Genomic DNA, 15,090 nt, shown 5'->3' with positions numbered 1-15,090 from the left:
CCTGCAGGGCAGTATATACTGCGTTTCCGGCGAAAAATAAATGCTCGCGCGAGTAGAGAAAAGCCCTTATATGGAGGTACGCGAAGCAACTTGCAGCAGTGCTTTTGGCGGTATATACCACTGCAATACCGATCCTCCAAGGAGCAGCGCGATGCCCGCGACTCGCATTCCGATCATCGATGTCGCCGGCGTGCGCGCGGGCGATCAGCAGGCGCTCCGACGCGTCGCGAAAGAAATTCATGAAGCGTGTACGACGATCGGTTTTTTCTACATCGTCAATCACGGCGTACCGCAAGCGACGATCGATGCCGCCGCGCAAGCCGCGCGCACCTTCTTCGCGTTTCCGGTCGACACCAAACGACGCGCGGCCGTCAATCATCGGCATCGCGGTTTCAATGCGCTGGGCGACGCGACGATGTACCAGGCCAAGCGTCCCGACTACAAGGAGTTCTTCAGCATCGGCCTCGAACTGCCGGAAGACGATCCCGACGTGCTGGCGGGGCAAGCACTGCGCGGGCCGAACAACTGGCCGGACTTCATGCCCGGGTTGCGGCCGGTGCTGTATGACTATTACGAGGCGGTCGGCGCGTGCGGCGCCGATCTGCTGCGCGCGGTCGCGGTGAGCCTCGGCGTCGAAGAAAATTTCTTCGTGCCGCGCTACACGAAGCGCATGCAGCGCACGCAAATGGTCTACTACCCGCCGCAGCCGCCGCAATCGGATGAAGATCAGTTCGGCGTGGCGCCGCATACCGACTACGGCTGCATCACCTTGCTGTGGCAGGATCAGGTCGGCGGCCTGCAGGTGCGCGAAATCGCCAACGATACTTGGGTCGAGGCGCCGCCCGTCGAAGGCAGCTTCGTCGTGAACGTCGGCGATCTGCTCGCGCGCTGGACCAACGACCGCTTTCGCTCGACGCTGCATCGCGTGATCAATGCATCGGGGCGCGAGCGCTATTCGATCGCGACGTTCTACGATCCGACCTATGGCGCGCTCGTCGATCCCCGTGAGCTGGGCGCGAGCGACGCGCAAAGCAAATATCAGCCGGTCGCCGCGGGTGACTATATCCTCGGCCGCATCAACGATTCGATGGGTTATCGTAAGAAGCTCGCCGCTACGGCACGGTAAGGAACTCCTGCATGACAGAGCAGAGCATCACTGAAGACAAGAGGACCCAGATCGCAAGCGCGACCGCGCCTCTCGCGACGACACTCGAGGCGTTGCGCGCCGCGCTCGGCGCCGACGCGGTGCGCGTCGGCGAACAGATCGGCGAACACGCGATGACCGACTGGACGCGCCACGAGCCGACACGTCCGGCGGCGTTGCTGCTGCCGCGCACGACCGACGAGGTATCGCGCGCGCTCGCGATCTGCCACGCCGCGCATCAGCCAGTGGTGCCACAAGGCGGCATGACCGGACTCGCGGGCGGCGCGATCGCGCGCGCCAACGATATCGCGTTGTCGCTGGAACGCTTGAGCGGTGTCGAAGAACTCGACGCGGCGTCGGCCACACTGACCGTGCGTGCCGGCACCACGTTGCAGGCCGCGCAGGAAGCCGCCGAGCAAGCAGGCTTCGAACTCGCGCTCGATCTCGGCGCCCGCGGCTCATGCCAGATCGGCGGCAATCTGGCGACCAACGCGGGCGGCAATCGCGTGATCCAGTCCGGCACCGCGCGCGATCAGGTGCTCGGTCTCGAAGTGGTGCTCGCGAATGGCGACGTGCTCAGTTCGCTCGGCAAGATGGTCAAGAACAACACCGGCTATGACCTGAAGCACTGGTTCATCGGTTCGGAGGGCACGCTCGGCGTGATCACGCGCGCGGTGTTGCGGCTGCATCCGCGACGCGCGGCGCGTCATACGGCGCTAGTGGCGCTGAACGATTACGATGCCGCGGTGAGCCTGCTGCGCCGTCTCGCGACGCGCTTCGGCAACGACATCGGCGCGTTCGAGCTCATGTGGCCGGACTTTTACGATTTCGGCGTGAAGCTGACCGGCGCGCGCTCGCCGTTCGACGCCGCGTATCCGCTCTATGCGTTGATCGAGCACGCGGGCTTCGATGCCGACGACGCTGGCGAACGCTTCGCGCAAGCGCTGAGCGATGCGCTACAGGCGGGCGCGCTGCGCGACGCGGTGATCGCGCAGTCGGTCGCCGATGCGCGCGCGCTATGGGCGATCCGCGAGTGCACCGCGGAGTTTCCGCTCAAGCTCGACCCGATCAACTTCGACGTGAGTTTGCCGATCGGCGAGATCGGCAGGTTCGTCGACCGTTGCCGCGCGGCGCTCGATCAGCGCTGGCCCGGCAACGAAGCGTATTTCTTCGGGCATATCGGTGATTCGAATCTGCATCTGACCGTTGATGGCCATTCGATTCCTGGCGTCGATCATCACTCGGTCTATGCGTTTGTCTACGAGATGCTGGGGCCGTTGCGCGGATCGGTGTCGGCGGAGCATGGCATCGGTTCACTCAAGCGCGAGTTCCTGCCGATTTCACGCTCGCCAGCCGAGCTTGCCGCGATGGTCGCGATCAAGCATGCGCTCGATCCGCACGGCGTTCTGAATCCGGGCAAGCTGTTTTGATACTGATGGTGAAGCCACCCGAGGTCATCACGTGAAGTTCGGCTGCCTGTACTTGCGTGGCCGCGACGCCGTTGCCGAGCAGCCCGGCAGTGAACAAGGCCAGAAGGAATCTTTTCATCGGTATGGTTACAGAGGGCGAAGGAGATCGATGCGCAACCGCAACCATACCGGAATGGCGGCGCGACGAGAACCCGCCACGCGCGGACAACGCGTGGCACATCGGCGATGCCGCGCCGTCAATGCGCGTTCAGATAGCGGACGACCAGCGGATAAACATCGACCGCCGCGTTCTTGCCGAAGATGCAGTCGATATGCCCATAGCCGGGAACCAGATGCCGCTCGTACGGCTGCTCGGGGAAGCGCTCGCGCAGCAGGTCGTAAGTGCGTTCGGTGCTGACCGGCAGATAGGTTTCGTTCTTCTCGCCGTGGATGAAGCCGATCGGCAAACGCATGCCCTCCAGTCCTTTCATGCCGTTTGCACCGCTCAGATACACGTCGTCGCCGCGCGCATCGACGACATGGCCTGCGCGGACCATCGTGGCCAGATGCTGGAACACGGCCATGTCGTGAATGCCGAACAGTTCCTGCAGGTTCGCATGCAGCGTCTCGTTCAGCTTGTCGTGCTCATAGAGCAGGCCATACAGGAACGTCGCGCGATGACAGATCGCATTGCCGCAGCCCTCGTCGTGATCGACCGGATAGAGACGCAGCGCTTCGTCGAACAGGTTCGCGGGCCACGAATCTTCCTGCGTATAGGCAGTGAGGTCGCGGATGCGCAGATGCTGCATCAGGTCGGGAATATGCAAGCCGGCCTTGATCCGTTGCAGCGTGCCCGGCACCGGATGTGCGGACACCTGCGAAATCACCGCCGAGCGCACACCCTCGAGTCCGTATAGCAGCGACATGCTGAGTGCGAGGCCGCCCAGGCAGTGGCCGAGTACCTGGATGTTCGGCGCGCCAGTCACCTCGCGAATCTTCGCGACCGCGGCGGGAATGTCCTCGCGCGCGACCATGTCGACGTTGGCCGGCACGAGCACGCTCGGCAGTTCGATGCTGACGCGCAGATCGACGAGCCATACGTCGTAGCCCGACGCGACCAGATATTCGACGAGGTTCGTCGAGATCAGATCGGTCGAGAAGATGCGGCTCGAGACGCCCGAGCCGTGGATCAGTAGGACCGGTTTCGACTCTTTGTCCGCGGCTGGATCGAAGTAGCGCGTGAGCTTGAGCCGCGTGCGGTCCGGTGTATCGAAGTAGGTGATCTGCGGCGCCGGCGCGCGCAGCGTGCGCTTGGCGCGCGGCGGCGTGTAGGGATCGTAGAACTGCAGCGGCGCGGCGACGCCGCCGTATTCGGTGAACAGCACGCCCGCGAAGAATTTGCCGAACTTCAGCGTCCATTCGAGGCGTGTCTTCAGGTCGGGCGCGTGCGTGACTTCGAGGGTGCGCTGCTGCTTCAGGAAGTTTTCCGGCGTAATGACGAGCGTGGCGGTGCCCACGACGGGCGCATCGTCCTTATCCGACGCGCGTATCTCCGCATACAGCGTGTTGGTCTGCTCCCACAGGTTGATCGGCGACGTGCGCGTGATGATCTTCCTGCCGGTCAGATACCAGGTGTTGCCTTCGGCCGCGTCGAGCGTCATCCGGTAGTTCATGTTGCGCTCGTCGACGTCGGACTCATCGACGACGAACAGGTTGAACGTGCCGTCGCTGATCGTCAGCGGTTGTGCGGAGAGGGCGCCGCAGGTCAGCGTGCCGGCGGTGCGCGCGAGGTGATCCGGGTTGCTCAGCATGTCGGCGAGATCGTCGGACTCGACCGTCAGCGTGAATTCGATCGGGCTCTTTGCAGCTTCGCCCGCCACCTCGGGCGTGTAGGTGCCGACCATCGTCTCGGTGAAGCGCAGGCCGATCTTCTGCGCGGGCGGCGCGGCGGCGGTGCCCTTCGACGCGTAATCGATCGACCAGTCGTGCGCTTTGGCCAGCAGCGCGCAGTTGCGTTCGGCGAGCGCGGAGATGGTCAGGAGCGGATTGACGCCGAGCGACATCGGCATCACCGCGCCATCCATCACGTAGAGACCGTCATGCACCGCGGCGCCGTCCGTGGCGCTGAACACGCGGCCCAGATGATCGACCACGCCATGCGCGGCGTCCTCCGCCATGCCGCAGCCGCCGAGCGGATGCACGGTCACGGTGCGCCGGCCGGCGATCTTCGTCGAAATCGGGTTGCGCAGATATTTGCCGCCGAGCGGCTTGCTGGCCTCGATCAGCGCGTCCTCGACGGTCTGGAAGATCGGCTGGCGTCCGGCGTTTTTCCATTCGATGCGCGCACGGCCTTTATCTCCGATCTTGATGCGGCCACTTTCGTCGTCGTGCGCCATCACGAGGTAGCTTTGCGTGTGATTGAGCGCACCGTGGTACGGGCCGCGGATCAGGCTCTCGATCGTGCGGGCGTCGTAGGCCGCGCGTTCGAGCAGCGACGGGGCGCCGGCCGCATCCACGCCTTCGAGCGGCGCGACCGCGCCGAGCATGCCGACGAGCGCTTCGCCGACCGGCCCGGCCAGCGAGCCTTCCTCGATCACATAGCCATCCCTGACGTTTTTCTCGGCGGCGCGATTGTCGATCAGGCCGGTGATGGTCGGCCCGACCGGAGGAATCTGCCCTGGCTTGTGCTCGCCCCAGCCGACGCCGTTGATCGGGTCCTTCGTGTTGTATGCGAAGGCGAGCACGTCGCCGTTGCCGGTGAAGTGCTGGCCGAGCATCTCCGACGTGCTCAAGCCGGCGGCGCGCGAGCGCAGCAGCAGCGCGGTCGAGCCGATCGTGCCCGCCGCGACGATGACGATATCGGCCAGCACGAACAGATCGGGCGCGTCGTAGCTTTCGCGGCCCAGCTTCACGAGCTGGAAGTTGACCTTCCATTGCTGGGTGTCGGGATCGCGCAGCACCGAATGCACGGCCGTGCCGGTGAAAATCTGCGCGCCGTGGGCGACCGCGTCGGGCAGATAGTTCATGTGGGTCGAGTTCTTCGCGTCGTAGTTGCAACCCGAGTTGCAATCGCCGCAACCGACGCAGCGCTGCTGCTCGACGCCCGCCGCGTTCGGGCCGTTCTCGAACGTGACCGTGATCGGCGGACGGCTGAAGCGGTCCGCCATGCCGAGCGCCTGCGCCGATTTTTCGAGCGCCTGCAGCTTCGGCAGCGGCGGGAAGTCGTCGGGGACCGGCGAGGGCGACAGCATTGTCCGGGCGAGCGCATAGCCGTCGTCGCGTCCGGCTTTGTCGGCGCGCAGCGCGGCGGGCCAGCGCGGGTCGTCCCACAGGCGCGGATCGGCCTCGAGCGCGACGTTCGCATTGATCAGCGACGTGCCGCCGAGCCCGCAGCCCACCACCGCGTTGACGTCCTCGTTCACGTGCACTTCGAGCAGCGCGAGCGGCGAACCGATCTGCGCCTCGGCCGTGTTGTACTGGATATTCTCGGCGCCCTGTACGGGCGTGCGCGGATACTCGCCGGCCATGAATTCGCGGCCGCGCTCGAGCACGCATACGCGACGGCCCGCGCGCGCCATGCGGCTCGCGGCGATCGCGCCGCCGTAGCCCGAGCCAATCACCACCACCTCGTAATGCCGTTGCAGCGCCGTCGGCGCGCTCGATAAGCGGTTCATCAGGACCACCTCGTCTGGAATCGGATGCGGGGAAAGGAAGCGCGGCTTCGGAACAAAGACGGCGTGCTGCGGCAGCTTTTTTATCGTAGGCGGAATATCGCTGCAAAAAAAGCGAATGCAAAAAATGCGCGCCATGAAGGGGCGCGCCGAAGTCGTAGCGTGCGACGTTCAGGGCGGCATGACCGGCCGGCCATTGCCGGGTGTACCCGGCCGTACGGGCATGCGCTCTTACTCCGCTTCTTATGTGGCCTGTTGGTTCTCCGAACTATTACGCGGCCACTTCATTGAATTCGCTATCGCTCGATTCCGCCGCGAGCAGATTCAGCGCAACCAGAATCGCCGCGCGACTGTCGACGTCGATCTCGATGCCGAGCGCGTCGGTGAGCCAGCGGCCGATCTTGGTGTTGGAAAATTCCGCGGCGCCGGCCGTCTTTTTCATCGTGACGCCGAGTTTGACGGCGCGATAGTGATAAGAGGGCACTCGATGCTGCGCCGCCACCGCCGAAAGCCCGCCTTTGCCTTCCGAGCACCAGCCGAGGCTGCCGGCCAGCACGATCCGCTCCGGTTCGTCGAGCCCTTCGATGAACTCGCGCGCCGCGCGCCGCACCTGTTGTTCGTCGAGGCCGTATTGCAGCAGCACGCTTTCCACCGGGTCTTCGAGCGCGTGCGCGTGCAGATCGATTTCCTGCGCGACGCCCTCGGTTTCCATCGACACGTTGCGCTGATGGCACGCGCTGCGCAGGCAGTCGATCAGATAGCGGCGGAAATACGCGCACACTGCGTAGCTGTTGGACGGCGCGCTGTCGGCGCAGGCGTTCGTTTCGGTGTGGCCGGGCGCGAGGCGCAACACCTTCGCGTAGATGAACTGCGCGACCAGTTCTTCCTTGTCCTCGCCGAGGGCCTGCAATTCGAGCGGGTGATAGGTCCGCAACGCGCGCTTGACCAGTTCGACCATCGACACCATTTCGTCCGCGGAGAGCCGGGTGCGTCTGCGCCACAGGTCGGGCAGGATCGCGTCGTCGAGTCGGCGGGCGAATTCGTAGCTCGGGACTGCGCCCATGGAAACCTCCGTCACGGTTGGCAGGGAGCGCGGTGAGCCGCGGCGCGTGGGCCGCGAAGCGGGGGAAGTTGCCTGTGATGCCGCGCTGAAACGTGAATGCAGTATGGTTCGCGGCAAGACCTTCGCCTATATGGAAGAAGTGTTAGCTGATGGGTAAACTGCCGGGTAAACCTTCTGACGGATTGCTGACGATTCGTCTGAAGCGTGCGCATTCGCCGTAGAATGAAGCGCGCGGGCGGCGCGTTTGGTCGCCCGGTTCGACCGCGGCTTTCCCGGAGCACCGCCGCCTGGTCAGTGCTTCGTCTCGACGTAGTTGCCATGCCCCCGCGATCAAACTGCGTGGGATCGGAGCAGGCGCTATAGCGCTAACGCCGATCGACAGAGGAGACCGCCCGATGCGGGCCGACCCGATCCAGCGTGCCATCGACGAAGACCTCGTGCGCGTGCTCTACGCGCAGGACCCGATCGCGTTCTTTTCGCACTGGTTTTCGATCGCGGTGCTGGTGGCGATCTACTGGCCGCATGTGCCGGCGCCGCCGTTGTTTATCGCGTGCTTCGTTTTTTATGCGCTCGCCAATTGCGCGGGCCTCACGCTGTGGATCTGCAATCGTCGCTATCCGCAGCTGCTGTCGCCGCGCGACTGGATCTATCTGCACGCGCTGCGCGGCGTGCTCCTGTACAGCGGACCGGGCTTCGCGGTGTGGTTCGCGTTCCAGAGTCCGCAAACCGATCTGCCGCTATTGCATACGGTGCTGCTGGTGACGCTCGCGGCCGGCGTGTTCATGTCGAATGGGTTCGATCTCCTCAATTTTTCGACGTCGATTCCGTTTCTGCTGCTGCCGTCGATCGTGCTGCATTTCGGCTCGCATACGTTCGATCGCACGATTCTCGCGATCGTGCTCGCGTTTTTCTTCTGCGCGATCAACGTCTACGCGATGAGCTATCGCAAGCTGTTTCGCCAGGTCGTGCAGGCGCGTGTCGATCAGCAGTACCTCGCGGAATCGCTGGCCGCGCAAAAGCGCGTCGCCGAGGAAGCGAGCCTCGCGAAGACGCGCTTTTTCGCGGCCGCAAGCCACGATCTGCGCCAGCCGCTGCATGCGATCGGCCTGCTCGCGGCGTCGCTGAACGACCCGGCGGCGACGCCCGCGCAGCACGCGAAGACGGCCGGGCACATCGTCTATAACGTCGAGGCGCTCAATCAGCTGTTCAACCAGGTGCTCGATCTCGCGCGGCTAGAAAGCGGGGTGACCCAGGTGATCCGGTTGCACTTCCGGCTCGCCGAGCTGTTCGAGCGGGTCGGCAGCCAGTATCGTCCGCAGGCCGCGGCGAAGGGGCTCGCGCTGCGCATCGCGCCGACTTCGATGGTCGTCTATGACGATCCCGTGCTGCTCGAGCGCGTGCTCAGCAATCTGCTGTCGAACGCGGTGCGTTATACCGAGCAAGGCGCGATCTGGCTCGGCTTCCGGCGCGCGGGGCGACAAAAGGGCGGCTATATCGAGGTGCGCGATTCGGGCGTCGGCATTGCGCCGGAGGAGCATCAGCGCATTTTCGAGGAGTTTTACCAGGTCGAGAATCCGCAGCGCGACGCGCGTCAGGGACATGGGCTCGGATTGCCGACCGTCAGGCGGCTGGTCGGCCTGCTCGGCGGCGAGTTGCAGCTGCGCTCGGCGCCGGGGCGCGGCTCGGTGTTTCGCTTTGCGGTGCAGGCAGGCGACGCGAGCGGCATCGTCGCGAGTCTGAACGATTCGGTCGCGGGCGGCCCGGCTTCGCTGGGGCGGCGCGTGCTGTGCATCGACGACGAGCCGTCGATACTCGAAGGCCTCGTGAGCCTGCTCGAGCGCTGGGGCTGCGAGGTGCGCGTCGCGCGCGACGAGGCCGGTGCGCTCGCCGCGCTGGCGGACGGCTTCGTGCCCGACGCGGTGCTGTGCGACTACCAGCTCGCCAATCGTCGCACCGGCGCGCAGGCGCTGAGCGCGATGCGCGGCGCGCTCGCGCGCGAGGGGCACGGCAATGTGGTCACGCTGCTGATCACCGGCGATATGGCGTCGGCGGAGCTGGCGGCGCTCGCGTTGCAGGGAATTCCAGTGCTGCACAAGCCGGTGACGCCGGCGCGGTTGCGGCGCACGCTGGAAATGCTGTGGCAGCAGACGGAACTCGACAAGGGGCGGCTGGCGGGCCCAGTAGTGTTGGGAGACGGGGCGGCACAGGTCGGTTCAGCGCAGTCGCGCGCGGGGGGCGGCTCGCCGCAAACGGAAGCGGGCTCCGGGGCGCAAAGCGAAACGCAGCCTTAGCAACGGGAATCAGCGACGGTTGGCGCTGCGGCGCAGCGCTAAAGCGTTTTCCCCGCCTCCAGCCATCCATTGATTACCGCGATCGCCGTCGAGCGGTTATGCACGCCGAGCGCGCGGAAGATCACCGACAGATGCACCTTCACGGTACCCTCGGCGACGCCGAGATCGCGCGCGATCATCTTGTTGGTCCAGCCGCGATGCACGAGCCGCATGATGTCCTGCTGACGCGGTGACAGATTCTCCAGCAAATGCTGCTGGTGCGGCTGCAGCGACGGCACCGGCCTGAGCGGTTCGGTCTGCGCGGCGGCGCTCGGGGGCGGCGCTGCTGCCGATGCATCCGCCTCTGCGCCCGCGCAGCCGGCCGCCTGCGTCTCGCGCGTGCCGAGCAGACTCAGCGCTTCCATCGGCACATAAGCGCCGCCGGACAGCACCAGTTCGATTGCCTTCAGCATCACGCTGGCGGGCTGGCGCTTCGGCACGAAACCGAGCGCGCCGGCCGCGAGCACCGCGCGCATCTCGTCGGGCGATTCCTCCGCGGACAGCACCACGACCGGCAGCGCCGGATTCGCCTTCAGCAGCGATTCGAGCGACGTCGCGCCGCTCATCCCCGGCATATGCAGATCGACGATCGCCAGATCGTGATTGGCGTCGGGGCGCGCGGCGGTCGCAAGGGTTTCCCAGCTGTCGGCTTCGTCGAACTGGGCGTCGGGATCGAAGCCGCGCAGCATGCCTTTGACGCCTTGCCGGATCAGTTCATGGTCGTCGGCTACAAGAAACTTCATGATGTCTCCGCGAGTCGAGCCAGTCCGTTGAGGGCTGCCGCCGATGCACATTCCGCCGTTGCGGGCTGCGCACTTGCAGCGTAAATAACTGCGGTACTCATGACACACATCATGGCCGGTCTTCCGCGCTTCTTGGTCGATCCCAGGGACCCCGGACGGGCCGATCCGATTGCCGTTCTCTCGTGCTGCGATTCGCATCCGGCATCGTTCCAGCTCGCCAGGGTCCCGCTCCCTTGCCGTGCCGCGCGCCGCTAGCAGGGCTGCGACGCGCATGGCCGGCTGCCGGCATCGTTCGATGCGCTTCGTGATGTTAAGGCAGGTCTCCCGCGCATAGGTTCCGGCTTGCTACGTAGACGAGGCGTGCGCAGCTTTTTTGAAGCGCTGGCGCGCGATCCGGGAGATTATGCCCACCGGATCGACACGGGTTCGCGCGCCGCTATCTGACCGCAAACAGCGTCGCTTTCATCAGAAGCTTGAAGGCGAAACCGAGCGACATCGCCGCGGCCACGCCGAAGCACCAGAGCGCGATGAAACAGAGCCAGCCCGGCAGCTTGCGGCCGGGCGCTGCCGCATTGGCAGTGGGAGCCGAAGCGCGGACACTCAGCTTTTCAGTGATAGTGATGTTGGTCGCCATGACGCACCTTACCTCGAAAGACCCAGTAACCCATCGTCGTATAGGCGACGATGATCGGCAGGATCACCGCCGCGCCGGCCAGCGTGAACGTCTGGCTCGTGCGTGGCGCGGCGGCTTCCCATAGCGTGAGGCTCGACGGAATCGCGTACGGCCACAGGCTCACCAGCAGCCCGAGATAGCCGAGCAGCACGAGCGCCAGCGCGAGCACGAACGGCGTGTTGTGGTGGCGCGCGCGCACCGCGCGATGCATGAAGAACGCGCAGATCGCGACGAGGAACGGCACCGGCAGCAGACGATAAAAGATCCCGTCATGGAACCAGCGTTGCGCGATGCCCGCATCCATCAGCGGCGTCCACAGGCTCACGAGCGCGATGAAGCCGAGCAGCACCAGCGTCAGCGGCCAGACCACGCGATGCAGTCGGCGCTGCAGGTCGCCTTCGGTCTTCGCCACGAGCCAGCAGCAGCCGAGCAGCGCGTAAGTCGCGACGAGCCCGAGGCCCGTCAGCAGGCTGAACGGCGTGAGCCAGCCGAACGCGTCGCCGGCATACGCGCCATCGACGACCGGAATACCTTGCAGGAAAGCGCCGAGCACGATGCCCTGGAAAAACGTCGCGCCCGCCGAGCCGCCGATGAACGCGAGGTCCCACAGATGCCTGGTGCGACGCGACTTCGCACGGATCTCGAACGACACGCCGCGAAAGATCAGGCACACGAGCATGAACACGAGCGGCAGATAGAGCGCTGACAGCACGGTCGAGTAGACGACCGGAAACACCGCGAACAGCGCGGCGCCGCCGAGCACGAGCCAGGTTTCGTTGCCATCCCATACTGGCGCGACGGTGTTCATCATCAGGTCGCGTTCTTTCTCGTCCGGGAAGAACGGAAAGACGATGCCGATGCCGAGGTCGAAGCCGTCCAGCACGACGTACATGAAAAGGCCCAACGCGATGATCGCGGCCCAAACGACGGTTACGTCCATATTCTTTCTCTCGTAGCGTGGGTTAGACGACGTCGATCATCCGATCGGCGGCGGACAGCGGGCGGCGCGCGGTCTGTGCGGGCGTCGGCTGCGGCATGTCGTGCGGCGTGTCGTGCGGCTTGCCGCCAGGCAGTGCGGGACCCGAGCGCATCAGCTTCAGCATGTAGTAGATGCCGGTGCCGAACACGAGGAAGTAGACGGCCACGAACGTCATCAGCGACAGACCGACCTGCTGCGTGGTCAGCGGCGACACCGCCTGCGACGTGCGCATCACGCCGTAGACGACCCACGGCTGACGGCCCGCTTCGGTGGTGACCCAACCGGCCAGCAGCGTGATGAAGCCGCTCGGCCCCATCGCGACGCACAGCCGCTGGAACCACTTCGCTTCGAATAGTCGCCCGCGACGGTGCAGCACCCAGGCCGCGATCGACATCGCGATCATCAGCACGCCGAGGCCGGCCATGATGCGGAAGCTCCAGAACACCACGGCCGAATCCGGCCGGTCCTGCGGCGGGAATTCCTTCAGCCCGCGGATTTCGTCGTCCCAGCTATGCGTGAGGATCAGGCTGCCGAGGTGCGGGATCGACACCGCGTAGTGCGTGGTTTCGGCCTTCATGTCGGGGATGCCGAACAGGTTCAGCGCGGTGCCGCCTTTTTCGGTGTCCCAGATGCCTTCGATCGCCGCGATCTTCGCCGGCTGATATTCGCGCGTGTTCAGGCCATGCTGATCCCCGACGAATGCCTGGATCGGCGTCAGAATCAGCAGCAGCCACAGCGCCATCGAGAACATCTTCTTGACGGCGGGATCGCGTCGGCCGCGCAGCAGATGCCACGCGCCGACCGCCGCGACCACCAGCCCCGCGACGATGAACGCCGCCAGCGCCATATGCGCGAGCCGGTACGGGAACGACGGATTGAAGATGATCTTGAACCAGTCGAGCGGCACGACATGGCCGTCGACGACCTCGAAGCCCTGCGGCGTCTGCATCCAGCTATTGGACGCGAGAATCCAGAAGGTCGAGATCAGCGTGCCGATCGCGACCATCAGCGTCGCGCCGAAGTGTGCGCGCGGACTCACGCGCTGCCAGCCGAACAGCATGATGCCGAGGAAGCCCGCTTCGAGAAAGAATGCGGTCATCACCTCGTACATCAGCAGCGGACCGGTGATGGGCCCGGCGAAACTCGAGAAGCCGGACCAGTTGGTGCCGAACTGATAGGCCATCACGACACCGGAGACGATGCCCATACCGAAGGCCACTGCGAAGATCTTCGACCAGAACAGACAAAGATCTTTGTAGTAGGCCTTGCCGGTTTTCAGCCAACGCCATTCGAGAACCGCAATGAAGCTGGCGAGACCGATGCTGAGCGCGGGGAAAACGATGTGAAAAGAAACCGTGAACGCGAATTGAATGCGCGCGAGATCGAATGCCGATAGTGCCGAGTTCATGATCCTGTTGTGCGTGATGGCCGCGTGAGCGGAATTACGCGCATCGACCGATATCGGTGCGCACTGCGCGGGGCAGATGGCGCAAGAGTAGGGGATCGAAACAAAATGTGTTGCAATGCGCTGTGCGTCAAAAAACCGCCTTGTTTTATGCGAAATACGCTAATCGATGAGGCAAGCCGTTGATGACTCTCGAGTTTCCTTTGGCGGCCGATGCATGGCCGCATGTGCGTCGTTGCGGGTGCTGCGTCAATCGACCGCGCTGCAGCAATGCTTCTCGCGCGGCCTTGCGCGACAAGGTCGAGAGCGGTGCCCGTCGTCAGCCGACAATCGATCCATCCAAACCGACTTCGTCGGCTCGCGCGCTAGTCAGGCGATTTTTTTGTCTCTACGATTCGGCCGTTTCCGTAGTTCGGTTATCCATTGCCGTATTCGCACGGCGTTCTGTCATGCGTCGCGCGCATGCTTCGTGAGCAGCTTCCGCTTCATCCACCTGCCGGCGACGGCAGACTTCATCGAAAAGGAGTCAGCAGATGAGCACGATCAGGACGAAAGACGGTACTTCGATTTTCTACAAGGACTGGGGCAAGGGTCGCCCGGTCGTGTTTTCGCACGGCTGGCCGCTGACCGCCGATGCGTGGGATGCGCAGATGCTGTTTCTCGGCAGCAAGGGCTTTCGCGTGATCGCGCATGACCGGCGCGGCCACGGCCGCTCGGAGCAGCCGTGGGACGGCAACGAGATGGACACCTACGCCGATGACCTCGCCGCACTGATCGAACATCTCGATTTGCAGGACGCGACGCTGGTCGGCCATTCGACGGGCGGCGGCGAAGTCGCGCATTACATCGGCCGGCACGGCACGGGGCGTGTCGCGAAGGCCGTGCTGATCGGTGCGGTGCCGCCGCTGATGCTGAAGACCGCCGATAATCCGCTCGGCCTACCGATCGATGTGTTCGACGGCATCCGCAAGGGAGTCCTCGACGATCGCTCGCAGTTCTTCAAGGATCTGGCCGTGCCGTTCTATGGCTACAACCGCGAGGGCGCGAAGGTGTCGCAGGGCGTGATCGATTCGTTCTGGCGCCAAGGCATGGCCGGCTCGATCAAGGGGCTGTACGACTGCATCAAGCAGTTCTCCGAAGTCGACTACACCGAGGATCTGAAGAAGATCGACGTGCCGACCCTGGTGCTGCACGGCGACGACGACCAGATCGTGCCGATCGACGCAGCCGGCCGACGCACCGCGGAGATCGTCGAGAACGCGACGCTGAAGGTCTATGCGGGCGGCCAGCACGGCATGTGCACCGTGGAGGCCGACAAGGTCAATGCCGACCTGCTCGAATTCATCGGCGCTTGAGCGATCAGAAACGCGCAATGAAGTGATTTGTTGATTGCGGGGCGGCGCACAGCCGCCGCTCGCGCCGGATGCCAGGCGACCGCGGGCGTCAGGCGAATCCACTTCTCGAACAAAAAAGCAGCTTGAGTTATACGATGTCACATGAACGCGATATTCGTATGTCTTTGTTTTTTAAGATACTAGGAAACTGGCCCCGTGCGGTTTAAGGGTAAATGCGGAGTTGAAATCCGCTGGTTCATCGTCGATAGTACGTTATCGTACAACGTGGGTGTGTTATGCGACGCGCACAGCGCGACCCGCCGGCCGCTCGACCCTCTG

11 protein-coding genes are annotated in these 15,090 nt (G+C 64.5%); 5 read left to right on the top strand and 6 right to left on the bottom strand.

All coding sequences use genetic code 11. The features are described 5' to 3' along the window. Nucleotides 1–151 precede the first annotated feature (151 nt). Nucleotides 152–1,126: an isopenicillin N synthase family oxygenase gene (locus AB3X94_RS29030; RefSeq protein WP_176105689.1), complete on the top strand. Its 975-nt coding sequence runs from the start codon at nucleotides 152–154 to the stop codon at nucleotides 1,124–1,126. A gap of 11 nt (nucleotides 1,127–1,137) precedes the next feature. Further along, nucleotides 1,138–2,574 (top strand): FAD-binding oxidoreductase, encoded by a 1,437-nt coding sequence (locus AB3X94_RS29025; RefSeq protein ID WP_176105690.1) that lies wholly within the window; start codon nucleotides 1,138–1,140, stop codon nucleotides 2,572–2,574. Between the two features lie 236 nt (nucleotides 2,575–2,810). Here AB3X94_RS29025 and AB3X94_RS29020 read toward each other — a convergent pair whose 3' ends face one another. Together AB3X94_RS29020 and AB3X94_RS29015 are read right to left on the bottom strand one after the other, a co-directional pair. Further along, nucleotides 2,811–6,227 carry an alpha/beta fold hydrolase gene (locus AB3X94_RS29020; RefSeq protein ID WP_368613387.1) on the bottom strand — a complete coding sequence of 1,139 codons (3,417 nt, stop codon included), beginning with the start codon at nucleotides 6,225–6,227 and terminating at the stop codon, nucleotides 2,811–2,813. Between the two features lie 268 nt (nucleotides 6,228–6,495). Further along, nucleotides 6,496–7,287, bottom strand: coding sequence for a hypothetical protein (locus AB3X94_RS29015; protein WP_176105692.1), 792 nt, complete (start codon nucleotides 7,285–7,287; stop codon nucleotides 6,496–6,498). Here AB3X94_RS29015 and AB3X94_RS29010 point away from each other — a divergent pair. Next, the gene (locus tag AB3X94_RS29010; RefSeq protein WP_368613386.1) at nucleotides 7,286–7,444 is read left to right on the top strand and encodes a hypothetical protein; all 159 of its coding nucleotides are present in this window, start codon (nucleotides 7,286–7,288) and stop codon (nucleotides 7,442–7,444) included. The two genes, AB3X94_RS29015 and AB3X94_RS29010, sit on opposite strands and share 2 nt — an antisense overlap. Nucleotides 7,445–7,682: 238 nt before the next feature. Then, the gene (locus tag AB3X94_RS29005; RefSeq protein WP_368613385.1) at nucleotides 7,683–9,578 is read left to right on the top strand and encodes an ATP-binding protein; all 1,896 of its coding nucleotides are present in this window, start codon (nucleotides 7,683–7,685) and stop codon (nucleotides 9,576–9,578) included. Between the two features lie 38 nt (nucleotides 9,579–9,616). On the opposite strand, the gene AB3X94_RS29000 is transcribed toward AB3X94_RS29005, so the two are convergent. The 4 genes from AB3X94_RS29000 to AB3X94_RS28985 all read right to left on the bottom strand — a co-directional run bounded on the left by AB3X94_RS29000 (nucleotide 9,617) and on the right by AB3X94_RS28985 (nucleotide 13,420). After that, complete coding sequence (locus AB3X94_RS29000; RefSeq protein WP_368591670.1) at nucleotides 9,617–10,360, bottom strand: response regulator; 744 nt, start codon at nucleotides 10,358–10,360, stop codon at nucleotides 9,617–9,619. A 436-nt stretch (nucleotides 10,361–10,796) separates the two neighbouring features. Then, a complete protein-coding gene (locus AB3X94_RS28995; RefSeq protein ID WP_368613384.1) occupies nucleotides 10,797–10,994 on the bottom strand; it encodes a hypothetical protein in 198 nt (65 codons plus the stop codon). Further along, nucleotides 10,969–11,973, bottom strand: coding sequence for a cytochrome d ubiquinol oxidase subunit II (cydB, locus tag AB3X94_RS28990; RefSeq protein WP_176123156.1), 1,005 nt, complete (start codon nucleotides 11,971–11,973; stop codon nucleotides 10,969–10,971). Before cydB ends, AB3X94_RS28995 begins: the two co-directional genes overlap by 26 nt. A 22-nt stretch (nucleotides 11,974–11,995) precedes the next feature. Continuing rightward, entirely contained in the window at nucleotides 11,996–13,420 is a 1,425-nt protein-coding gene (locus AB3X94_RS28985) for a cytochrome ubiquinol oxidase subunit I (RefSeq protein WP_368613383.1), read from the bottom strand. Between the two features lie 530 nt (nucleotides 13,421–13,950). Here AB3X94_RS28985 and AB3X94_RS28980 point away from each other — a divergent pair. Continuing rightward, complete coding sequence (locus AB3X94_RS28980; RefSeq protein ID WP_368613382.1) at nucleotides 13,951–14,772, top strand: alpha/beta fold hydrolase; 822 nt, start codon at nucleotides 13,951–13,953, stop codon at nucleotides 14,770–14,772. Nucleotides 14,773–15,090: the final 318 nt, after the last annotated feature.

The sequence above is a fragment of the Paraburkholderia sp. BR10923 genome, assembly GCF_040948765.1.
In the GTDB taxonomy this organism is placed as follows: Bacteria; Pseudomonadota; Gammaproteobacteria; order Burkholderiales; family Burkholderiaceae; genus Paraburkholderia; species Paraburkholderia youngii.
This window is presented reverse-complemented; position numbering and strand designations above follow the sequence as displayed.